The sequence below is a fragment of the Mitsuaria sp. BK037 genome, from assembly GCF_014193045.1.
GTDB lineage: Bacteria > Pseudomonadota > Gammaproteobacteria > Burkholderiales > Burkholderiaceae_C > Roseateles.
Genome location: NZ_JACHYS010000001.1, coordinates 851,959 through 875,093 on the forward strand (window position 1 = coordinate 851,959; position 23,135 = coordinate 875,093).

15 protein-coding genes are annotated in these 23,135 nt (G+C 70.6%); 8 read left to right on the top strand and 7 right to left on the bottom strand.

The features are described 5' to 3' along the window. Positions 1–177: 177 nt before the first annotated feature. Positions 178–1,476 (top strand): isocitrate lyase, encoded by a 1,299-nt coding sequence (gene aceA / locus FHT37_RS03655; RefSeq protein ID WP_141225253.1) that lies wholly within the window; start codon positions 178–180, stop codon positions 1,474–1,476. A 93-nt stretch (positions 1,477–1,569) separates the two neighbouring features. Here the strand turns inward: aceA and FHT37_RS03660 are convergent, their stop codons facing one another. Together FHT37_RS03660 and FHT37_RS03665 are read right to left on the bottom strand one after the other, a co-directional pair. Continuing rightward, entirely contained in the window at positions 1,570–3,972 is a 2,403-nt protein-coding gene (locus FHT37_RS03660) for a response regulator (RefSeq protein ID WP_183478937.1), read from the bottom strand. Next, positions 3,963–9,065 (bottom strand): HAMP domain-containing protein, encoded by a 5,103-nt coding sequence (locus tag FHT37_RS03665; RefSeq protein WP_183478939.1) that lies wholly within the window; start codon positions 9,063–9,065, stop codon positions 3,963–3,965. Before FHT37_RS03665 ends, FHT37_RS03660 begins: the two co-directional genes overlap by 10 nt. 209 nt (positions 9,066–9,274) lie before the next feature. On the opposite strand from FHT37_RS03665, the gene FHT37_RS03670 reads away from it, so the two are divergent. From FHT37_RS03670 to FHT37_RS03680, 3 genes are read left to right on the top strand one after another with little or no spacing between them, the layout of a single operon-like run. Then, positions 9,275–9,742 (top strand): response regulator, encoded by a 468-nt coding sequence (locus tag FHT37_RS03670; protein ID WP_183478941.1) that lies wholly within the window; start codon positions 9,275–9,277, stop codon positions 9,740–9,742. Positions 9,743–9,758: 16 nt separating this feature from the next. Beyond that, positions 9,759–10,394 carry a UdgX family uracil-DNA binding protein gene (locus FHT37_RS03675; RefSeq protein ID WP_183478943.1) on the top strand — a complete coding sequence of 212 codons (636 nt, stop codon included), beginning with the start codon at positions 9,759–9,761 and terminating at the stop codon, positions 10,392–10,394. Between the two features lie 57 nt (positions 10,395–10,451). Next, the gene (locus tag FHT37_RS03680; RefSeq protein WP_183478945.1) at positions 10,452–11,414 is read left to right on the top strand and encodes a helix-turn-helix domain-containing GNAT family N-acetyltransferase; all 963 of its coding nucleotides are present in this window, start codon (positions 10,452–10,454) and stop codon (positions 11,412–11,414) included. A gap of 65 nt (positions 11,415–11,479) precedes the next feature. Here FHT37_RS03680 and FHT37_RS03685 read toward each other — a convergent pair whose 3' ends face one another. Continuing rightward, entirely contained in the window at positions 11,480–13,627 is a 2,148-nt protein-coding gene (locus tag FHT37_RS03685; RefSeq protein ID WP_310739712.1) for a TonB-dependent siderophore receptor, read from the bottom strand. Positions 13,628–14,054: 427 nt separating this feature from the next. Next, positions 14,055–15,593, bottom strand: coding sequence for an alkaline phosphatase (locus FHT37_RS03690; RefSeq protein ID WP_183478949.1), 1,539 nt, complete (start codon positions 15,591–15,593; stop codon positions 14,055–14,057). Between the two features lie 138 nt (positions 15,594–15,731). On the opposite strand from FHT37_RS03690, the gene FHT37_RS03695 reads away from it, so the two are divergent. Then, positions 15,732–16,139 carry a hypothetical protein gene (locus tag FHT37_RS03695; protein WP_183478951.1) on the top strand — a complete coding sequence of 136 codons (408 nt, stop codon included), beginning with the start codon at positions 15,732–15,734 and terminating at the stop codon, positions 16,137–16,139. Between the two features lie 49 nt (positions 16,140–16,188). Here the strand turns inward: FHT37_RS03695 and FHT37_RS03700 are convergent, their stop codons facing one another. The 3 genes from FHT37_RS03700 to FHT37_RS03710 form a co-directional block, all read right to left on the bottom strand. Continuing rightward, the gene (locus FHT37_RS03700; protein WP_183478953.1) at positions 16,189–16,692 is read right to left on the bottom strand and encodes a hypothetical protein; all 504 of its coding nucleotides are present in this window, start codon (positions 16,690–16,692) and stop codon (positions 16,189–16,191) included. A gap of 100 nt (positions 16,693–16,792) precedes the next feature. Continuing rightward, a complete protein-coding gene (locus FHT37_RS03705) occupies positions 16,793–17,380 on the bottom strand; it encodes a TetR/AcrR family transcriptional regulator (RefSeq protein WP_183478955.1) in 588 nt (195 codons plus the stop codon). An 85-nt stretch (positions 17,381–17,465) separates the two neighbouring features. After that, a complete protein-coding gene (locus FHT37_RS03710; protein ID WP_183478957.1) occupies positions 17,466–18,626 on the bottom strand; it encodes an iron-containing alcohol dehydrogenase in 1,161 nt (386 codons plus the stop codon). A 163-nt stretch (positions 18,627–18,789) separates the two neighbouring features. Between FHT37_RS03710 and FHT37_RS03715 the strand changes: the two genes are divergently transcribed. The 3 genes from FHT37_RS03715 to katG all read left to right on the top strand — a co-directional run bounded on the left by FHT37_RS03715 (position 18,790) and on the right by katG (position 23,062). Continuing rightward, entirely contained in the window at positions 18,790–19,800 is a 1,011-nt protein-coding gene (locus FHT37_RS03715) for an alpha/beta hydrolase (RefSeq protein WP_183481214.1), read from the top strand. Then, on the top strand, positions 19,797–20,678 hold the full coding sequence (locus tag FHT37_RS03720; RefSeq protein ID WP_183478959.1) for a YbgC/FadM family acyl-CoA thioesterase: 882 nt from the start codon (positions 19,797–19,799) through the stop codon (positions 20,676–20,678). The genes FHT37_RS03715 and FHT37_RS03720 overlap by 4 nt, the downstream gene beginning before the upstream one ends. Before the next feature lie 182 nt (positions 20,679–20,860). Further along, complete coding sequence (katG, locus tag FHT37_RS03725; protein ID WP_183478961.1) at positions 20,861–23,062, top strand: catalase/peroxidase HPI; 2,202 nt, start codon at positions 20,861–20,863, stop codon at positions 23,060–23,062. Positions 23,063–23,135: the final 73 nt, after the last annotated feature.

A 23,135-nucleotide genomic window follows, 5' to 3' on the forward strand; every position in this document is an offset into this window, starting at 1 on the left:
ATGATGGAAGAGTCACTCTCACAATCCGGTTTCCTGTTTGCAAGTGATTGATTTGCATGGATAAAAAATTCAGTCTTATATAAGACATACGCCAACACGGCGGCGGTCAAGGCGCCTAGATTTGAGCCCATCGGTTTTCGTTTTCTCCAGCAACTTCATTCCCCACAGGAGCTCACCATGACGACCTTGACCCGCGAACAACAAATTGCCGCCCTCGAGAAGGACTGGGCCGAGAACCCCCGCTGGAAGGGCATCCAGCGCGGTTACTCCGCCGCCGACGTGGTGCGGCTGCGCGGTTCGCTGCCGATCGAGCACACGCTGGCCAAGCGCGGCGCCGAGAAGCTCTGGAACCTGGTCAACACCGAACCCTTCGTCAACTCGCTGGGCGCGCTCACCGGCAACCAGGCCATGCAGCAGGTCAAGGCCGGCCTGAAGGCGATCTACCTGTCCGGCTGGCAGGTCGCCGGCGACGCCAACAGCAATGGCGAGATGTACCCCGACCAGTCGCTGTACTCGGTGGACTCGGTGCCGAAGGTGGTCAAGCGCATCAACGCGACCTTCAAGCGCGCCGACGAGATCCAGTGGAGCGAAGGCAAGAACGACATCGACTACTTCGCTCCGATCGTGGCGGACGCGGAAGCCGGCTTCGGCGGCGTGCTGAACGCCTTCGAGCTGATGAAGGGCATGATCGACGCGGGCGCCGCGGGCGTGCACTTCGAGGACCAGCTGGCCGCCGCCAAGAAGTGCGGCCACATGGGCGGTAAGGTGCTGGTCCCGACGCGTGAAGCGGTGGCCAAGCTGGTCGCGGCGCGCCTGGCGGCCGACACCATGGGCGTGCCCACCGTGCTGCTGGCCCGCACCGACGCCGAGGCCGGCGACCTGGTGACCAGCGACATCGACGACAACGACAAGCCCTTCTGCACCGGCGAGCGCACCGTCGAAGGCTTCTTCCGCACCCGCAACGGCCTGGACCAGGCCATCAGCCGCGGCCTGGCCTACGCGCCCTACGCCGACATGATCTGGTGCGAGACCGGCAAGCCGGACCTGGCCTTCGCCAAGGCCTTCGCCGAGGCCATCCATGCGAAGTTCCCCGGCAAGCTGCTGGCCTACAACTGCTCGCCGAGCTTCAACTGGAAGAAGAACCTGGACGACGCCACCATCGCCAAGTTCCAGCGCGAACTGGGCGCGATGGGCTACAAGTTCCAGTTCATCACGCTGGCCGGCTTCCACAGCCTGAACTACTCGATGTTCAACCTGGCCTACGGTTATGCGCGCAACAACATGAGCGCCTTCGTCGAGCTGCAGGAGGCTGAATTCGCCGCCGCTGAAAAGGGCTTCACCGCGGTGAAGCATCAGCGCGAGGTCGGCACGGGTTACTTCGACGCGGTCACCACCACGATCGAGGCGCAGGCGTCGACCGCGGCGCTGAAGGGTTCCACGGAGGACGAACAGTTCTTCGATGCCAAGCACGGCTGATCGCCGCGCGGCGGCCCCGCTCACGCGGGGTCGATGAACCGGAAGAGGGGCTGCGGGGAGCAGCCCCTTTTTTCATGACGCCATGGCGCGGGCTCAGCGCGTCGTGGCCTCGGAATGCAGGGCCGCGGGCGCACGCAGCCGCCATTCCTGGATCAGTTCGACGACCGCATCCGGGTCCGCCGGCTTGACCAGGTGCACATCGAAACCCGCTTCGTGCGCGCGCCGACGGTCGTCCTGCTGGCCGTACCCCGTCAGTGCGATCAGCAGGCAGCGATCGCCGCCGGGCAGGGTGCGCAGCCGGCGGGCCACCTCGTAGCCATCCAGGCCGGGCAGGCCGATGTCCAGCAGCACCACGTCGGGCGCGCTGGCCGCGGCCAGGTCCAGCGCGCGGGCGCCGTCCAGCTCCACCTGCGTGTCGAAGCCGGCCAGCTCGAGGAACACCGCCATCGAATCGGCCGCGTCGCGGTTGTCGTCGACGACCAGCACATGGCAGGGCTCGTCATCCTGCTGCGGCTGCGGCGCGGACGTGCCGCGACCGGCCCCCGCGCCGCCGGTCGGGGCGGTGCTGGTCGCAGCCGCGGGCTCCGGCGGCACCGCGTCCATCGCCTCGTCTGCCAGCACGGCGGGCAGGCGCACCACGAACTCGGAGCCGTGGCCGGGGCCGTCGCTGTGCGCCTCGACCTCGCCGTGATGCAGCTGCACCAGGCGCTGCACCAGCGTCAGCCCGACGCCCAGGCCGCCCTGGTTGCGATCCAGGCCGCGCGGGCCCTGCTCGAAGAGGTCGAAGACGTGCGGCAGCAGCGAGGCGGCGATGCCGCGGCCGTTGTCGCGCACGGTCAGCGTGAAGCCCGGCGCGCGCGACGCCGCGGCGCCGCCATCGCCATGGCCATCGGCCGGCTCGTCGCGCGCCAGCGTCAACTCGATGCGGCCTTCGGGGCCGGTGTACTTGCTGGCGTTGTGCAGCAGGTTGGTGATGACCTGGATCAGCCGCGCGGCATCGCCGCGGACCCGCGCCGGCCGGTCGGGCAACTGCAGGCGCAGTTCCTGGCGCTGCAGGTCCACCAGCGACTGCACCGCCTCCAGGCTCTGCCGCACGACATCGCGCAGGTCCAGTGTCTCGGTCTTGAGCACGATCTTCCCCTGGCTGATGCGGGCGACGTCCAGCAGCTCGTCGACCAGGCGCGTCAGGTGGCGCGCCTGACGGTCGGTCACCGCGAGCGCCTGGGCGAGCCGGGCGTCGCGATCGGCGCGCGCGGCGGCCTCCTCGCCCGCTTGCGGCACCACCAGCGCGCGCATCACCTCGATCGCGCTGCGGATCGGCGCGAGCGGATTGCGCAGCTCGTGGGACAGCATCGCGAGGAATTCGTCCTTGCGGCGGCTGGCCTCGAGCAGCCCGGCCTCGGCCTGCCGGCGCTCGACGATCTCGGCCTGCAGCGCGCCATACAGGCGCGCGTTCTCGAAGGCGATCGCCGCCCGTCCGGCCAGTTCCTCCAGCGTCGGCCAGTCGGGCGGCTGGTGCGGCTCGACCAGCAGCAGCCCGCCGAGCGCGCGCTCGCCCGCCACGAGCGGCAGCACGACGCCGCTGGCCGTGTCGCGGCGCAGCAGCGCGCGCGGCGGCGGCTCGTCGTCCTCGGGCAGCACCGACGGCGCGAAGGCGGGCAGCGCCGCGGGCAGGGCGGCCGCCGCGGCACCGGACCCGCCGGGCTGCAGCGCCGGCACCATCTGCTCGAGCGCGTTGCGCGTTGCGTTGTAGAGGACCTCGGAGAGCATCTGCTCGCGGCCCTCGGTGAACAGCGCCGGCTCGCCGGCCGCGATCGGCGCGTCGCAGCGCAGCACGCGCTCGTGGCCATGGCCGGCGTCGCGCAGCCAGAGCAGCGCGCGCGGCGCGAAGCGCGGCACCAGCAGCGCGAGCAGGCGCCGCATCGCGACCTCGGCGTCCAGCGAGTCGGCCAGCTCGCGCCCGGCCTGCGCCAGGAAGATCGAGCGCCGCGTGTTCTCCTCGGCGGCGCGCTGCGCCGCTTCGGCGCGCGCGATCGCGATGCGCTCCAGCGCCTGCTGTCGCAGGCGCTGCTGCATGATGAACAGGTCGACGAAGACCCGCACCTTGCTGCGCAGCACGTCGGGAATGACGGGCGAGAGGATGTAGTCGACCGCACCCAGCGAGTAGCCCTGCGCGGTCTGCAGCTCGTCGGCGTAGGCGGTGACGAAGATGATGGGCGTGTGCGCCGAGCGCCGGTAGCCGCGGATCAGCCGCGCCGTCTCCAGGCCGTCGATGCCCGGCATGTTCACGTCCATCAGGATCACCGCGAACTGCTGGCGCAGCACCTCGCGCAGCGCCTCGCTGCCCGAGCGCGCGATCACCAGGTGCTGGTCGAGGTCGGCCAGGATGGTCTCGAAGACCAGCAGCTTCTCGGGCAGGTCGTCGACGATCAGGATGCTGGCGCGCTCCGCCGCGTCGGGCGTCGCGTAGCCGTCGAAGAGGGCGCTCAGCGGCATAGCCAGCCCCGCAGCACCGTCAGCATGTTGGCGGGGTCGACGGGCTTGGAGAGGTAGTCCCAGGCGCCGGCCTCGATGCACTTCTGGCGGTCGCCCTTCATCGCCTTGGCGGTGACCGCCACCATCGGCAGCTCGCGGCCGCGCGGCAGGCGGCGGATCTGCTGCATGGTCTCCAGGCCATCCATCTCCGGCATCATGATGTCCATCAGCACGATGTCGATCGACGGATCCTCCTGCACCAGGCGGATCGCCTCGCGGCCGTTGTCGGCCGAGACGATCACCATGCCGTGGCTGTCCAGCACGGTCGCGAGCGCGAAGATGTTGCGCATGTCGTCATCGACGATCAGCGCCTTCTTGCCGGCCAGCGGGCAACGCGCCTCCTGCGCGTCGCGCAGCGCCTGGCCCTCGCGGTCGCCCATGTCGGCCGCCGCGCGGTGCAGCGCCATCGCCAGGGCCGCGAGCGCCGCATCGGTGCTGGCGGCGGTGCGCACCGCCAGGCCATGCGGCCGCGACCATCGTCGCGCCACGCCCGGCTCGTCGGACGCTTCGGCGCCGGCGGGCGGCTCGGCGTTCAGCGCCACCACCGGCAGCGGCAGCGTGCCGGGCCGGCGCTCCAGCGCATCCAGCACGTCCTGCGGCCCGAAGGGGCAGTTGGCCGCGTCGACCAGCAGCGCGTCGACGCCGGGCAGCAGCTCGCGCGCCTCCTCGGCCGAGCGGACGAAGATCGTCTCGACGTCATGCGCCAGCGGCGCCAGCAGCGCGATCCGCTCCGGCCCGTCGGGCATCGCGACGGCGAGCCGGCGCTGCGGCCGGTCCAGGTAGCGCTGCAGCTCGCGCAGCGCCACGTCCACGTCGTCGCGCGACTGCAGCGGCTTGGACAGGAAGCCGAGCGCGCCGGCCTGCAGCGCGCGGTCGCGCGCGTCGTCGGTGGAGACGACGCAGACCGGCAGGTGCCGGGTGTCGGGATCGGACTTGAGCCGGTCCAGCACCCGCCAGCCCTGCATGTCGGGCAGGAAGATGTCCAGCGAGATCAGGCTGGGCCGGAACTCCTGCGCCATCGCCAGCGCACCGGCGCCGGTGGTGGCCACCAGCCCCTTCATGCCGCCCTGGCGCGCCGCCTCCAGCAGCACGTCGGCGAAGGCGAGGTCGTTCTCGACGATCAGCAGCACCCGGTCGCCGCTGGCGATGTCCTCGCGATCGTCCTTGGCGACATTGGCGAAGACGATGCTGTCCGGCGGTGCGTCCATCTGCGGGCGCTGCGGCTCCAGCGGCGGCGGTTCGGCGGCGTCGGACGGGGCCGGACGGGCTCGCCCGGCCGGCGCGCGGCGTGCCGCGGCGCGCTGCACCGCGGCCTCGGCCAGCTCGGCCGCGGTGATCGCCGCGCGCGAGCGCGGCGCGTCGTCGGCGCCCGCCGTCGCGGCGTCCGCTTTCGCCGCATCGGCTGCAGGGGACGTGTCCACCACGTCGACGGCATCGACCACCGGCTTCGCGCCGGCCGGGCGCGGACGGGCGGTGCGCGCCGGCGTGTAGTGCTGCGGCAGGTAGAGCGTGAAGGTCGATCCGCGGCCCGGCGCGCTCACCAGCTTGATCTCGCCGCCCAGCAGCCGCGCGAGTTCACGGCTGATCGCCAGGCCCAGGCCGGTGCCGCCGTACTTGCGCGAGGTCGAGCCGTCGGCCTGCTGGAAGGCCTCGAAGATGATCTGCTGCTTGTCGGCCGAGATGCCGATGCCGGTGTCCGCCACCGAGAACGCGATCACCTGGCCCGCGTGGTTGAGCACCTCGTTGTCCGCCGACCAGCCGTCGGCGGCCGCGGTGACGGCGAAGGTGACCTGGCCCTGGTGGGTGAACTTGAAGGCGTTGGACAGCAGGTTCTTGATGATCTGCTGCAGCCGCTTGACGTCGGTGACCAGCGACTTGGGCAGCGGCGGCTCCATCTCGACGCTGAAGCCCACGTGCTTGGACTCGGCGAAGTGGCGGAAGCTGCGTTCCACCGAGCGCTGCAGTTCGTCCAGGCGCAGCTCGCTGACGTCCACGGCCACGGTGCCGGACTCGATCTTGGACAGGTCCAGGATGTCGTTGATCAGCATCAGCAGGTCGTTGCCCGACGCATGGATGGTCTTGGAGAACTCCACCTGCTTGAGCGTCAGGTTGCCCTCGCTGTTCTTGCAGAGCTGGTCGGACAGGATCAGCAGCGAGTTCAGCGGCGTGCGCAGCTCGTGCGACATGTTGGCCAGGAATTCCGACTTGTACTTGGAGGTCAGCGCCAGCTGCTCGGCCTTTTCCTCCAGCGCCTGCCGGGCCTGCTCGACCTCGGCGTTCTTGCGCTCCACCTCCTGGTTCTGGTGGGCCAGCAGCTGCGCCTTCTCCTGCAGCTCGCCGTTGGTCTGCTGCAGTTCCTGCTGCCGGCGCTGCAGCTCTTCGGCCAGCGACTGCGACTGGATCAGCAGGTCCTCGGTCCGGGTGCTGGCCTCGATCGTGTTGATCACGATGCCGATGGATTCGGTGAGCTGGTCCAGGAAGGCCTGGTGGGTCGGGTTGAAGCGCTCCAGCGAGGCCAGCTCCAGCACGCCGCGCACGCGGCCCTCGAAGATCACGGGCAGCACCAGCACTTCCATCGCCGCCGTCTCGCTCAGACCGGAGGCGACGCGGAAGGCGCCGCTGGGCACGTTGGCCAGGAGGATCTTCTCCTGGTCCAGCGCGCACTGGCCGACCAGGCCCTGGCCGAGCGCGAGCTCCTTGCCATGCGTGGCCAGGCCGCCCGAGGCATAGCTGGCGATCAGCTTCAGGCGCGGCATCTCGCCGCGCATGTTGAGCACGTAGAACTCGGCCTGCTGCACGCCGACCACCGGCGCCAGCTCGCTGAGGATCAACTGGCCGACGGTCACCAGGTCCTTCTGGCCCTGCAGCATGCGGCTGAACTTGGCCAGGTTGGTCTTGAGCCAGTCCTGCTCGGTGTTCTTCTGGGTCGTGTCCTTGAGGTTGACGATCATCTCGTTGATCGTGTCCTTCAGCGCCGCGACCTCGCCCTGCGTCTCGACGGTGATGGAGCGCGTCAGGTCGCCCTGCGTCACGGCGGTGGCGACCTCTGCGATCGCGCGCACCTGGGTGGTCAGGTTGGCGGCGAGCTCGTTGACGTTCTCCGTCAGGCCCTTCCAGGTGCCCGACGCGCCCGGCACCTTGGCCTGGCCGCCGAGCTTGCCCTCGACACCCACCTCGCGCGCCACGGTGGTCACCTGGTCCGCGAAGATGGCCAGCGTGTCCGTCATCGAGTTGATGGTGTCGGCCAGCGCGGCGATCTCGCCCTTGGCCTCCACGGTCAGCTTCTGCGCCAGGTCGCCGTTGGCCACGGCGGTCACGACCTTGGCGATGCCGCGCACCTGGCCGGTCAGGTTGCCGGCCATGAAGTTCACGTTGTCGGTCAGGTCCTTCCAGGTCCCCGAGACGCCGCGCACCGTGGCCTGGCCGCCCAGCCGGCCCTCGGTGCCGACCTCGCGCGCGACGCGGGTCACTTCCGCGGCGAAGGACGAGAGCTGGTCCACCATCGTGTTGATCGTGGTCTTGAGCTCGAGGATCTCGCCGAGCACGTCGACGGTGATCTTCTTGGAGAGGTCGCCCGCGGCCACGGCCTTGGTCACGTCGGCGATGTTGCGCACCTGCGAGGTCAGGTTGGACGCCATCGAGTTGACCGAGTCGGTCAGGTCCTTCCACGTCCCGGCCACGCCCTGCACGTCGGCCTGGCCGCCGAGCTTGCCCTCGGTGCCGACCTCGCGCGCGACGCGGGTCACTTCCGCGGCGAAGGAGCGCAGCTGGTCCACCATCGTATTGACGGTGTTCTTGAGCTCCAGGATCTCGCCCTTGACGTCGACGGTGATCTTCTTGGACAGGTCGCCGGCGGCCACGGCGGTGGTCACCTCGGCGATGTTGCGCACCTGGGAGGTCAGGTTGCCGGCCATGAAGTTCACCGACTCGGTCAGGTCCTTCCACGTCCCGGCCACGCCCTGCACGTCAGCCTGGCCGCCGAGCTTGCCCTCGGTGCCGACCTCGCGCGCGACGCGGGTCACTTCGGCGGCGAAGGAGCGCAACTGGTCCACCATCGTGTTGACGGTGTTCTTGAGCTCCAGGATCTCGCCCTTGACGTCGACGGTGATCTTCTTGGACAGGTCACCGGCGGCCACGGCCTTGGTCACGTCGGCGATGTTGCGCACCTGCGAGGTCAGGTTGCCGGCCATCGAGTTGACCGAGTCGGTCAGGTCCTTCCAGGTGCCGGACACGCCCTCGACCCGCGCCTGGCCGCCGAGCGAGCCCTCGGTGCCGACCTCGCGGGCCACGCGCGTCACTTCGGACGCGAACGAGCGCAGCTGGTCGACCATCGTGTTGATGGTGTTCTTGAGCGTCAGGAACTCGCCCTTGACGTCGACCTCGATCTTCTTGGAGAGGTCGCCCTGCGCGACGGCGGTGGTCACGTCGGCGATGTTGCGGACCTGGTCGGTGAGGTTGCCGGCCATGGAGTTGACCGAGTCGGTCAGGTCCTTCCAGGTGCCTGCCACGCCCTTGACCTTGGCCTGGCCGCCGAGCTTGCCCTCGGTGCCGACCTCGCGCGCGACGCGGGTCACCTCGGCGGAGAAGTCGCCGAGCTGCTCGACCATGCGGTTGATGGTCTTGGCGGTATGCAGGAACTCGCCCTGCAGCGGGCGGTTGTCGACCTCCAGCGCCATGGACTTGGTGAGGTCGCCCTCGGCGACGGCGCCGATGACGCGGGCGGCTTCGCTGGTGGGGTGGACGAGGTCGTCGATCAGCGCGTTGATGCAGTCGATCTGCTGACCCCAGAAGCCCCGCATCTCCGGCAGGGCGGCGCGCTGCTTGAGCCGGCCTTCCTTGCCGACGACCTGCCGCAGGCGGGAGAGCTCCGCGGCCATCGACGCGTTCTGCTCGACCACCTCGTTGAAGGCATCGGCGAGCTTGCCGGCGACGCCGGTCCAGTGGAACGGCAACCGGACGTCGGGGTCGCCACGCCGCAGCGCGTGGAGCGCAAGCAGCATCGCATTCAGGTGTTCGGCCGGGACCACGGCCACCCCTTCTTCCAAGACGCTCATGGTCATCTCCCGGCCGTCTCGACGCGGCTCAACCGGTGGACTTTAGCCGGGCGTACACCCCCATGGGGGCTGGGTTTAGGAGTGTTGGCGCGAGGGGGTACGGGCACGCGGCTTGCCCTCATCGGTCATCGACGGACGGCTTTGGCCGGACGCGCTTTGTCGCGCGGGTAGGGCTGTTGCGTCGTGTTGCACTCTGGGAGAACACCTCGATGTCCGAACCATCGCCTCATGCGCTGCGGGTGCTCGTCATTGACGACGACCCGGAGGGAGCGCGCAGCCTCAGCGAGTTGTTCCGCTGCTACGGCTGCGCGACGGCGGTGGCCTACAGCGGCCGGGTCGGCCTGCGGCTGCTCAAGCTGTTCAAGCCGGAGCTGGTGTTCGTCGACTTCGACATGCCCGACATGAATGGCCTGGAGGTGGTGTCCGAAGCCAAGCTCATCGACGCCGAGGCCGGCCGCCACGTGATGTACGTCTGCCTGACCGGCGGCGGCCCCGAGATCACCGATGAGAGCGCCGGCGCGGCGGGCTTCAACCGCTTGCTCTACAAGCCGCTGAAGGTGACCGACCTGCTGGCGGTATTGCTGACCGCCCGGCCCGGCAATTTCGTCGCCGGCAGCAGCGCGCCGGCGATCCGGCCGGCGCGTCCGGCGTACGGGGATCGCACGTCCAGGCATTGAGTGGGCCGGAAGCGACATGGCCCGCGTCGCTCGCGCCGCCCGGCAGGCCCAGTGGGCGCAGCTCGCCGAGCAGGCGAAGGCGTGCCAGGCCTGCCCCTTGTGGCAGGGCGCGACGCAGACGGTATTTGGCGAAGGACCGGTCGTGGCGCGGCTGATGCTCGTCGGCGAGCAGCCCGGCGATCGCGAGGATCTGCAGGGGCATCCCTTCGTCGGCCCGGCGGGGCGTCTGCTTGATGAGGCGCTCGCGCAGCTGGGCTGGCCGCGCGACCAGCTCTATCTGACCAACGCGGTCAAGCACTTCAAGTACGAACTGCGCGGCAAGCGGCGGATGCACAAGTCGCCGGCGCAGCGCGAGGTGCAGGCCTGCGCGCCGTGGCTGGAGCAGGAGATCGCCACGGTGGACCCGGGCGCGATCGTGGCGCTGGGCGCGACGGCGGCGCGCGCGGTGCTGGGGCATGCGGTGCCGGTGCTGGCCAATCGCGGCCAATGGCTCGCGCGCGAGGATGGCCGGCGCGTGCTGATCACGCTGCACCCGTCGGCGCTGCTGCGCGACCGCGGGCCGGATCGTGACGCGGCGATCGCCGCGTGGATCGAGGACCTGCGTCGCGCCGGGGAACTGCCAAAGCGTGGCGGGGCTCCGCCCAACGCGTGAGGACCGTTGGCAATCAATTGCTTGCCAAAAGCAAATACATGGCGCAGCATGCGCGCCATGACCGACAGTGACCGTATCGAAGCCGTCCGCCGCTTCAACCGCTTCTACACGCGCCGCATCGGCGTGCTCGACGAAGGCCTGCTGGATTCCGAGTTCAGCCTCACCGAGTGCCGCATCCTCTGGGAGCTGGCGCATCTGGACGCCGGAACCGGGATGACCGCGACCGAACTGGGGCGGCTGCTGAACCTGGACGCCGGCTACCTCAGCCGCTTGCTGCGCCATCTGAAGGAGCGCGACCTGGTGCGCGCGTCGCGCAGCGAGGCGGACGCCCGGCAGTCGCTGCTGACGCTGAGCCCGGCCGGCCGCAAGGCCTTCAAGCCGCTGGATCGCCGCTCGCGCGAGCAGGTGGGCGAGCTGCTGGGCCAGCTCGGCGAGGCCCAGCAGGTGGAGCTGCTGCAGGCGCTGCGGCGCGTGCAGTCGCTGCTCGAGGAGCCGGGCGCGAAGCCGGCGACGGGCGGCTTCCTGCTGCGTCCGCACCGGCCCGGCGACATGGGCTGGATCGTCGCGCGGCATGGCGCGCTCTATGCGCGCGAGTACCAGTTCGACCTGAGCTTCGAGGCGCTGGTGGCGCGCATCGCCGCCGACTTCCTCGAGCGCTTCGACCCGCGTCGCGAGGCCTGCTGGATCGCCGAGCGCGACGGCACCAACATCGGCAGCGTCGCGCTGGTGCAGGCCCGCGACGAGGCGACCGGCGCGCCGATCGACGGCGTGGCGCAGCTGCGACTGCTGCTGGTGGAGCCCTCGGCGCGCGGACTCGGATTGGGTGATCGCCTCGTCGCCGAGTGCCACCGCTTCGCCCGCGAGGCCGGTTACCGGCAGGTGCGCCTGTGGACCAACAGCCAGCTCGATGCCGCCAAGCACATCTATCGCAAGGCGGGCTACCAACTGGTCGCGAGCGAGCCCTTCCAGGGATTCGGCCTGGATCTCGTCGGCGAGACCTGGGAACTGACGCTGGGCTGATCCGCGAGCACCTGGTCCGCCGCGCCCAGCGTTGCCGTGCTCGCCAGGCTCAAGAGCTGAGTAGCTCAGTAGCTCAGCTGCAGGCTCAGCGTCCAGGTGCGGCCCAGCGCCGGCGAGACCACGTTGGCGTTGATGGCGCCGTCGAAGTAGTCCTTGTCGAGCAGGTTCTTCAAGCCCGCATTGACGCGCCAGGTCGGGCCGGCGTAGCCGACGCTGGCATCGACGACCGCGTAGCCGGGCAGCGCGAAGGGCAGGTTGCCGCGTTGGCGGCTCACCGCGCGGCCACCCAGGCCCAGCGTCCAGTTCGGCAGCGCCGCCGGCTTGTAGAGCGCCCACAGCGTGGCGGCATGCAGCGGCTGCAGGTTGATCGGCTTGCCGAGGATCGCGGCGTTGTTGTCGCGCGTGACCCGCGCGTCGGTGTAGGCGTAGCCGGCGGTCAGGCTCAGTCCGTCCTTGAGCCGGGCGCCCACCTCGAGTTCAACGCCGCGCGACTGCTGCTCGCCGGTCTGCACGCTGAAGCCGGTGTTGACGGGATCCGAGGTCGTGACGTTGCGCCGCTTGAGGTCGAACACCGCCAGCGAGCCGGTCAGGCGACCGTCCGCCGATTCATGCTTGAGCCCCCATTCGTACTGCTTGCCGGTCTCGGGCACGAAGCCCCGGCCGTCGAAGTCCTGGCCGCTGACCGGCAGGAAGGACTCGGACCAGCTGACGTAGGTGGACCAGCCGGGCAGGAACTCCTTGACCAGGCCGGCGCTGCCCACGGTGGCCGCGTCGGTCTTCAGCGACTGCGTGTTGCGGACGCGGTCCTCGAGCCGCTCGCGCGAATGGTCGCGGCGCAGGCCCACCAGCGCGGTCCAGCCGGCGCCGAACTTCATCTGGTCCTGCAGGTAGAGGCCCGCCACCGTCAGCGTCGACGGCGCGAAGGCGGTCAGGTTGGCGGGGCAGGTGGCCGGCATGCCGTACTGCGGATTGAACAGGTCCAGCGGCGCGATCGTGCAGGCGCGCGAGCCCTGGCGGCTGTGGCCGCGGCGCGCGTCCAGGCCGACGACCAGCTGGTGCGCGACCGGTCCGGTGTCCGCCCGGTAGAGCAGCGAGGTGTCGGTGGCGAGGATGTCGTAGTCCAGGTACTGCCGCGTCGCCGAGCGATTCTGCAGACGGCGATTGGCTTGCAGCGCCTGCAGCGCGACGAAGTTGCCGGTGCCCGATTCCTCCTCGTAGCGCACGCCCTGGCGCAGCGTCAGCGCCGGATCGAAGCGGTGCTCCAGGCTGTAGCCCAGGGTCTTCTGCTCGACGTCGTAGCCGCCGAAGGCGGTATCGCCGGTGAACATCCGGCGGTCCACCGTGCCGTTGGGATTGGGCAGCAGCGTGCCGTAGGGCGTCGTGCCCTGCTGGCGGATCCACTGGCTGTGCGAGTAGCTGCTGAAGATCACGACCTCGGTGTCGCGGCCGAAGTCGATCGACAGCGACGGCGAGACCCAGCGGTCCTTGCGCCAGACCTGGTCGGTGGCGTCGTCGCCGTCGGAGGTCTGCGCGGTGATGCGCAGCGCGGTGCGGCCGTTGGCGGAGAGCGGCTCGTTGATGTCGGCGGACAGCGTGCGGCTGTTGAAGCTGCCGATGTCGACGCCGCCATCGAGGCGGCGTACCGTCTCGGGCCGCTTGCTGACCGCATTGACCAGGCCGCCGGGCTGGACCTGGCCGTAGAGGATCGAGGACGCGCCCTTGAGCACCTCGAAGCGCTCGTAGGCGTAGCTGGTCAGCCGTGTCCACATGCCGGGGCTCTGCACCAGGCCGTCGATCAGGATGGACTCGGTGGAGCGGAAGCCGCGGATGTTGATGTCGTCGAAGCCGCGACGGCCGAAGTTCACCGGGCTCACGCCGGGCACCGTCTGCAGCGCCTGCTGCAGGTTGGTGATCTGGCGCGAGTCCATCACCTCGCGGGTCACGACGCTCATCGAGCGCGGCGTCTCCAACAGGCGCATCTCGGCCTTGCCGGCGGTGATGCCCTGCGTCGGCGCGAAGCCGGTGTCGCGCTGGACGCTGCCGTAGATCACGACCGAGTCCATGCGGCGCGGCTCGGCCTCCGAGGCGGCATCGGCAGGCGCGGCCGGCGCGGCGGTGCCGCCGGGTGCCACAGGGCCGCCGGACTGGGACGCGGACGCCGACGGCGTCTGGGCAAGGGTGATGGGGCCGTGCACGCTCAGCGCGATGAACACGGCGATAGCGACGGGATGCTGGGCGGGCGCGCACGGGCGCGGCAGAGTGGAACGACGATGGAGACGGAAGGACATGGACGTCGACGGCAACGGGACGCCGGCGCGATACACGCGCGGCGCACGAGGTGGAGGGATCCGCGTTGCATGGCGTCAGCGAGCAAGACACGGCAGATCAGCCGGCCCCGCGAGGACGGGACCGGCGGCGGCATCGAGGCCGCGATCGAGGCGTTGGCTGGCTGTGCGGATGGCCGCGTCGTGGACGGGCTTGGCTGGCTCGCGCTCCGCGTCGGTGGCGGAGGGCGCTGGCGGCGGGTGGGGCGGGGTAGCGCCCCGAGACCGCGAGCGGGGCGGAGTGTACCGAGTTTGTTTCGCGCGCCGAGGAAGCACGGCGACACCGCGGGGGCGATCGGCGTCCCGTCGCTGCGCCTCAGGAGGCTGCCTGCGCGCCCGGTCGCCCCGCCTCGACGACGAAGCGCGCCGCGGTCGACACGGGGCTCTTCGCGTCCCACGGCGACGCCACGCTGCGCAGCTCGACATCGAGCCGGTCCGCCCTCAGCTCGAAACGCATGTAGCCGCGCTGGTCGCTGCGGCCGTAGCGCAGGTGCGGATTGAAGGGCAGGGCCTTGTCCAGCTGCGACTGCTCCGCGCCGTGGCTGGAGATCGAGGTGCCGCAGAACTCGCTGGCCAGCACCGGCGCCCGCTCGTCGTCCCAGTCCAGCTTCAGGTCGGCCACGTAGTTGGCGTGGACGTCGCCGCCCAGCACCACTGTGTTGGGCACGCGCCGGGCCTGGAGGTCGCGCAGCAGGCGCTCGCGCGCGAAGGGATAACCGTCCCAGCCGTCGGTCCAGTAGCGCCCCGGCCCCTGCGCCGGATCCTGCCGGTTGAAGCGCGCCATCAGGGTCTGCTGCGCCAGCAGGTTCCACGGCCGCGTGGCGTCCCAGCTGTCGCGCAGCCATTGCTCCTGCGGCGCGCCCAGCAGCGTGCGGCGCGTGTCCAGGAGCTCGGGACAGTCCTTCACGTTCACGGTGTTGGAGCCGCCGCGGCCGGGCTTGGGGCAGGCCTGCGGATCGCGCCAGGAGCGATCGTCGAGGGTGATCAGCCGCGCCAGTCGGCCCCAGTCGACGCGGTGGCTGAGCGCGATGTCCACGCCCTTGGGCCGCATCGATGCCGGGAAGGGCTGGTGCTCCCAGTACGCCTGCGCCGCGGCGACGCGACGTTGATGGAAGTCCGGCGCCAGGTCCTGCGACACGTCGCCGGCCCAGTCGTTCTGCACCTCGTGGTCGTCCCAGGTCAGGATCCAGGGCGCGTTCGCATGCATCGCCTGCAGCTGCGGGTCGCGCTTGTACTGGGCGTAGCGGTCGCGGTAGTCGGCCAGGCTGCGGCACTGCGGCCCATGGTGGCGCCGCGGCACGCGGGCATCGTGCGGCGTGGCGTATTCATAGATGTAGTCGCCCAGGAACAGCACCAGGTCGAGGTCCTGCCTCGCCATGTCGCCCCAGGCCGCGTACTCGCCGTGGTCGAAACGCTGGCAGGACGCGATGGCGAAGCGCAGGGCCGCCGGCATCGCGTCGGCCGCCGGCGCGGTGCGGGTGCGGCCAGCCGGGCTCTGCTGCCCCAGGGCGCGAAACCGATACCAGTACCGGCGGTCCGGGCGCAGGCCGGCGGGCTCCGCATGCACGCTGTGGGCGGTGCAGGGCTCGGCGTGCTCGATGCCGCGCGCGACCACGGTCCGGAAGGCCTCGTCCTGCGCCAGCTCCCAGTGCACCGGCACCGTCGCCGGCAGGGCCTCGCCGAGGAGCCGCGTCCACAGCACCACGCGGTCGGCGCGCGGACTGCCGGAGGCGACGCCGAGCGCGAACAGCGGCTCGGCGGCCGCATCGGCGTGTCGCAGCAGCGCCGGCGCGCAGCCGGCGACGAGGACGGCCTGCAGCAGGCCGCGGCGGGAGAGCGATCCAGGGCAAGTCATGGCCCCGAGCGTAATCCGGGACGCTGACAGCGCGACGAGGCCATGACGCCACAGCGGCGCGATGACACGGCGGCGCGGCGCACGGCCGCGCGGGCGCCCGGTACGATCCAGCCTCATCGCTCCCGCCCACCGCCGCGCATGACCACCCAGCTCATCCTCTTCCGCCTCGCCATCCAGAGCAGCTACGTCGCCAACTCCGAGGAGCCGGCGACCGAGGACGCCTTCGACACCATCCAGTTCTTCGCGTCCAACGGCGCCGCGTGGCGGATCAAGACCTATGCCACCGACCAGGACGTGCATGTCTGGTCGCTCGACGGCGGCGAGCTCGGCGACCTGGTCGAGCTGGCGGTCAGCAACACCGAGGCCAACTACGGCGACGTGCTGGAGGAGGGCTACATCATCGACTCCGAGACCGGCCTGGACGGCGTGCGAGAGCAGCTCGAGGCGCGCGTCCTGCCGCCGCATCTGAACGAGACCTCGGTCGGCGCGGTGTTCTGGACGCCGCCGGGCTCCAGCTACAAGTCCAGGAGCCGGCCCGGCAACTGAGCGCCGGCCCGCGCGCTTGCGCATGGTCGAGCGGCGGTCCAGCTCGTCATCACCGGCTGCCGGCGCGGTTCTCCGCCCGGATCGCCAGCCCCTGCAGCGTGAAGCCGACCGCGAACACCAGCAGCCAGCCCAGCAGCGCGGCCTTCACCACCGGATCGTCCGGACCGGTGGCCAGCGGATGCGCGACCGGCAGCCGGGTCAGCGTCTCGTTGATGCCGGGCACCAGGAGCAGGAAGAAGCTGAACGAGAGGCCGAAGGTCTGCGCATAGGGCCTCAGCCGGCCGAGGGCGCCCAGCCGCGGCGCGACCCAGGCGCCGCCGAACGCCGCCAGCAGGGCCAGCACGCCCAGCACGTGACCGGGATTGATGCCGGTGACACTCGACAGCCCGAAGGCGGTGAACACCGACAGCGTCAGTCCGGCGAGATAGACCTGGCCGGAGCGCGTGGACGGCTCGATGCGACGCCAGCGCGCGAAGCCGTGCAGGCCCGCGACGAGCGGGATCAGGCTGATCAGGGTGTGCGCGATGCCGAGCGATGAAAGCGGGTGGGGCATGGGGACCTCGTTGAAGCAGGTGATGAAAGTACGATCTACTAGTTGGTAGATTGATGGCGCGAAAGAAGGGCGGCCGAAGCCGCCCGCGGTGCAGCGCCCGTCAGGCGGGCTGGGTCAGCTTGAGGATCGCCGGCTGCACGATGGCGGCGAAGGACTTGGGGTCGTCCAGCGCGCGCGCCACCAGCATCGCGCCATGCACGACCGCCATGAACGAGCGCGCCGAGATCGCGGGGCTGTTGAGCAGGTGGAACTGGCCGGCCCCGACGCCGCGCTTGAGCACCGACGCAAGCCAGGCGTTCAGGTCGTGGAAATGGGCCCGCACCTCGGCGGCCACTTCCTCGGGGATGGTCGGCATCTCGGTGGCCAGCATGGCGCAGATGCAGAAGGGATGCTCGCCGCTGCGGATGCAGCCGGCCCAGTAGTCCGCATAGGCGTTGAGCTCGGACAGCGGATCGTCGAACTGCCGCTCCAGCGAGGCGAGCCCTTGCCGCGCTTCCTCCCGGTAACGCGCGACCACCGTCTGCACCAGCGCCGCCTTGCTCGGGAAGTGATGGTGGATGCTGGCCTTGGTGATGCCCACCCGCTCGGCCAGGTCGGCATAGCTGAAGCTGTTGTAGCCGCCGGCGACCAGCAGCGCCCGCGTGTGGGCGGCGATCTCGGCGGCTTTCGGGGAGAGCTCGATGGTCATGAATGCGGAGGCAGTCGCATGAAACTGGGTAGCACTCTACTAGTTGGTAGGTTGGTTGTCAAAGCCCCCGAGGCTAGCCTGCGGGTCACATCGACTCGTCCAGCATCCGGCGGTAATCGCCGGCCGAAGCCTCGCGCGGGTTGGTCTTGTGGCAGTGGTCATGCAGCGCGCGCTCGACGATCTGGTCGTACAGCTCGTTCGTCACACCCATCTCGCGCAGGCCCGACGGCAGGCCGAGCCGCTGGTTCATCGCCTTGACCGCGCCGGCCAGCTCATCGGCCGGCGTGCCTTCCTGCAGGTTCATCGCATGGCCCATGCGGGCGATCTTGTCGTCGCGCCGCATCGAATCGTGCATCCCGTTGAAGCGGATCACCGCCGGCAGGAAGACCGCGTTGAGCGTGCCGTGGTGCAGCCTGGGCATCAGCCCGCCGAGCGCGTGGCTCAGCGAATGCACGCAGCCCAGTCCCTTCTGGAAGGCCAGCGCCCCCATGGTGCTGGCCGCCATCATGTCGAGCCGGGCGTCGAGGTCGTCGGGATGCGTGGTGGCGCGCTCGATCTGGCGCCAGCCGCGGCGCAGGCCCTCCAGCGCGATGCCGTCGGCCGGCGGATTGAAGGCGGCCGACATGAAGGTCTCCATGCAGTGCGCGATCGCGTCCATGCCGGTCGCTGCGGTCAGCGCGGCAGGCAGCTTGCGCGTCAGCTCCGGATCGCAGACGGCCGAGCGCGGCATCAGCGTCCAGTTGTGGAAACCCAGCTTGCGGCCGTCGTCCACGATGATGATCGCGCCGCGCGCGACCTCGGAGCCGGTGCCGGCGGTGGTCGGCACGGCGATCAGCGGCGCGGCCTGCGGGCCGATGTTGCCGGCGCCGCCGAGGATGGTCGCGTACGCCGTCAGCGGGCCCTCGTGGGTGGCCGCGATCGCGACGCCCTTGGCCAGGTCGATGCTGGAGCCGCCGCCGATCGCGATCAGCCCGTCGCAGCCGTGGGCGCGGTAGAGCGCGGCGGCCTCGCGCACCGCGGCCTCGGTCGGATTCGGCGGGGTGCCGTCGTAGACGGGCAGGGCGGCGGCGGCTATCGGCGACGCGGTCCAGGCCTCGATCACCAGGTCCAGCACGCCGGCCGCGCGCACGCCCTTGTCGGTGACGATCAGCGGCCGCGTGATGCCGGCACGGGCGCATTCCGCGCCCAGCACGCGGCGCGCGCCGACCTCGAGGTGGATGTGGGTGAGGTACTGGATCAGGGCCATGGGCGGAGTCCTTCTGCCGGGAGGTGGGCGAGGGGGAAGACGGGTCTTGGCGCCGCGTCGGCGACGGCGCGCGTTGTCTGGGAAAATCCCGCGATTGCGGCTCGGCAACGGCTGAGCCTACGCCCTGGAGTTCCCGTTGAGTAGCACCTTGTTGACACCGCGGATGGCCGCGGTGCTCGAGCGCATCCACCGCGCCAACCGCCCGTCCTTCCACAGCCTCTCGCCCAAGCAGGCGCGCATCGCCTACCTGATGGGCGCGGAGATCCTGGACCTGCCGCGGGCGCCCTTGCCGCGCATCGAGAACCTGGCAATCCCCGGTCCCGCCGGCGACATCGCGGTGCGCCTGTACGCCCCGGTCACGCGCGAGGATGCCGCCGCCCGCAATCCGCGCGGCCTGCCGGTGCTGCTGTACTTCCATGGCGGCGGCTTCGTCATCGGCAGCCTGGAGACCCACGACAGCCTGTGCCGCCAGCTGGCGCTGCGCAGCGGCGCGGCGGTCGTCGCGGTGGACTACCGCCTGGCGCCCGACCACCCGTTCCCCGCCGCCGTCGACGACTGCTGGGCGGCGCTCGCCTGGCTGGCGCAGGCCGCGCCGTCGCTGGGCCTGGACCGCGCGCGCATCGCCGTCGGCGGCGACAGCGCCGGCGGCACGCTGGCCGCGGTGACCGCGCTGCATGCCCGCGACATCCGGGCGCAGCTGGGCGTCCCGCTCGCGCTGCAGCTGCTGATCACGCCGGGGGCGACGGCGCATGCGGACACCGACTCGCACCGCCGCTTCGCCAAGGGCCACCTGCTGGACGCCGACACCATCGCGTGGTTCTTCAACCAGTACATCCCGGCCGAGCGACGCGAGGACTGGCGCTTCGCGCCGCTGCAGGCCGAGGATCACGAGGACCTGGCGCCCGCCTGCTTCATCCTGGCCGAGGCCGATCCGCTGATCGACGAGGGCATCGCCTACGCCGACCTGCTGCGCGCCCGCGGCAACGCGGTGCGGCTGGAGCTGTACCGCGGCGTGACCCACGACTTCATCAAGATGGGTCGCAGCATCCCCGAAGCCGAGCAGGCGCTGGACGCCTGCGCCGATGCGCTCCGGACCGCCTTCGGCCTGCCGGCGCCGGCCACCGCCCCCGTGACTTCCACGACCTCCACGACCCCCACCGGGGCCTCCGCATGAGCAGCACCAACGCCTCCGCGCTCGCGCGCGACCGCTTCCGCTTCTTCGAACGCCTGCGCGTGCGCTGGGCCGAGATCGACGCGCAGCAGATCGTCTTCAACGGCCATTACCTGACCTACTTCGACACCGCGGTGGGCGGCTACTGGCGCGCGCTGGCGCTGCCCTACGCGCCGACGATGCAGGCGCTCGAGGGTGACCTGTTCGTGCGCAAGTCGACGATCGAATACCTGGGCTCGGCGCATTACGACGAGCTGTTGGACATCGGCGTGCGCACCGAGCGCGTCGGCACGACCTCGCTGACGGTCAGCTGCGCGGTGTTCCGCGGCGACGAGTGCCTGGTGCATGGCGAGCTGGTCTATGTCTTCGCCGATCCGGTGGGGCGCGTGCCCAAGGCGGTGCCGCAGGCGCTGCGCGAGCTGCTGCTGGGCTTCGAGCGCGGCGAGCCGATGACCGACGCGCGCGTGGGCAACTGGGCGACGCTGGGCGCGGACGCGCACCGCATCCGGCAGGCCGTGTTCGTCGAGGAGCAGAAGATCCCCGCCGACATGGAGTGGGACGCCGCCGACGAGAGCTGCACGCACGCGGTCGCCTACAACCGGCTGGGCCGGCCGCTGGCCACGGGCCGGCTGCTGGAGCATGTGCCGGGCGTGGCCAAGATCGGCCGGATGGCGGTGCTGTCGCCGATGCGCGGCAGCCGCGTCGGCCGCCAGGTGCTGGACGCGCTGATGCAGGCCGGCCGCGAGCAGGGCTACCGCGAGGTGCTGCTGCACGCGCAGCTCAGCGCCGAAGGGTTCTACACGCGCGCCGGATTCCAGCGCCGCGGGCCGGTGTTCGAGGAAGCCGGGATCGCGCACGTGGAGATGGTGCGGGGGCTGTGACCAAGGCCCGGCTTCTCCAAGCTTGCCGCTATCCAGGCCATTAGGAATTGCAAATGGCTCTCTGATTGTCGATAGCAAATACTCGCGCCACCCCTGACATTCCAGGGGACAGGAAGCACCGCGTCGAGGAGGGCTCGACATCCTGGCGACGCGGTGCCGGCAGCAAGACAACTGGAGAAGCGATGAGTGAACAAGGCAAGTGCCCGGTGATGGGGCATGGCAGCGCGCCGGTGGCGCGGACCAACCGCGACTGGTGGCCCAACCAGCTCAACCTGTCGGTGCTGCGACAGCTCTCGGCCAAGTCCGATCCGATGGGCGAGGACTTCAACTACGCCGAGGAATTCAAGCGCCTGGACCTGGAGGCGCTCAAGCGCGACCTGACCGCGCTGATGACCGATTCCCAGCCCTGGTGGCCGGCTGACTGGGGCCACTATGGCGGGCTGTTCGTCCGCATGGCCTGGCACAGCGCCGGCACCTACCGCACCGCGGACGGCCGCGGCGGCGCCAGCGCCGGCAACCAGCGCTTCGCGCCGCTGAACAGCTGGCCCGACAACGGCAACCTCGACAAGGCGCGCCGCCTGCTGTGGCCGATCAAGCGCAAGTACGGGCAGCGGATCTCCTGGGCCGACCTGATGATCCTGGCGGGCAACGTCGCGATGGAATCGATGGGCTTCAAGACCTTCGGCTTCGCTGGCGGACGCGAGGACATCTGGGCGCCGGAGGAGGACGTCTACTGGGGCGCCGAGACCGAATGGCTGGCCACCAGCGACAAGCCGAACAGCCGCTACTCCGGCGAGCGCGAGCTGCAGAAGCCGCTGGCCGCGGTGCAGATGGGCCTGATCTACGTGAACCCGGAAGGCCCGGACGGCAAGCCCGATCCGGTGGCCTCGGGCCGCGACGTGCGCGACACCTTCGGCCGCATGGGCATGAACGACGAGGAGACCGTCGCCCTGGTGGCCGGTGGCCACACCTTCGGCAAGGCGCATGGCGCCGGCGATCCGAAGCTGGTCGGCCCGGAACCGGAGGCCGCGCCGATCGAGGCGATGGGCCTGGGCTGGATCAACCAGTTCGAGTCGGGCAAGGGCGTGCACACCACCACCAGCGGCATCGAGGGCGCGTGGAAGCCGAATCCGACCACCTGGGACAACGGCTACTTCGACATGCTGTTCGGCTACGAGTGGGAGCTGACCAAGAGCCCGGCGGGCGCCCATCAGTGGGTGGCCAAGGACGTCAAGCCCGAGCACATGATCCCGGACGCGCACGATCCGTCGCGCAAGCACGCGCCGATGATGACGACGGCCGATCTGTCGTTGCGCATGGATCCGATCTATGAGCCGATCTCGCGCCGCTTCCATCAGGATCCGGCCGCCTTCGCCGATGCCTACGCCCGCGCCTGGTTCAAGCTGACCCACCGCGACATGGGCCCGAAGTCGCGCTACCTGGGCCCGGACGTGCCGGCCGAGGACCTGCTCTGGCAGGACCCGCTGCCGGCCGTCGACCACGCGCTGATCGACGCGGCCGACATCGCGGCGCTGAAGGCCCAGATCCTGGCGTTCGGCCTGACGGTGAGCGAGCTGGTGTCGACTGCCTGGGCCAGCGCCTCGACCTTCCGCGGCTCGGACAAGCGAGGCGGCGCCAACGGCGCGCGCATCCGCCTCGCGCCGCAGAAGGACTGGGAAGCGAACCAGCCGGCGCAACTGGCCAAGGTGCTGTCGGCGCTCGAGACCATCCAGCGCGACTTCAACGCGGCGGCGACGGGCGGCAAGCGGGTCTCGCTGGCCGACCTGATCGTGCTGGGCGGCGTCGCCGCGATCGAGCAGGCGGCCCAGGCCGCGGGCCATGCGGTCGTGGTGCCCTTCACCCCGGGCCGCACGGACGCTTCGCAGGCGCAGACCGACGTCGAGGGCTTCGCGGTGCTGGAGCCCGTCGCCGACGGCTTCCGCAACTACCAGAAGGCCCGCTTCACCGTCTCGGCCGAGGAGCTGCTCGTCGACAAGGCGCAGCTGCTGACGCTGGGTGCGCCCGAGATGACGGCGCTGGTCGGCGGTCTGCGGGTGCTCGGCGCCAATGTCGGCGGCGTGTCGCACGGCGTCTTCACCGACCGGCCCGGCGTGCTCACCAACGACTTCTTCGTCCACCTGCTGGACATGTCGACCCAGTGGCGCGCGAGCGCGCAGGACCCCGACGTGTTCGAAGGCCTGGATCGCGAGACCGGGCAGCCGCGCTGGACCGGCACCCGCGTGGATCTGGTGTTCGGCTCGAACTCGGTGTTGCGCGCGCTGGCCGAGGTCTACGGCAGCGCCGACGCGCAGGGCCGGTTCGTCCGGGACTTCGTCGCCGCGTGGACGAAGGTGATGAACCTGGACCGCTTCGACCTCGCCTGAGCAGCGGGTGACAAGACTGGCGCGATGAGCGCGCCATGAAGGGGCGGCGGGGCGCCCCCGGCCGGCAGGTCCG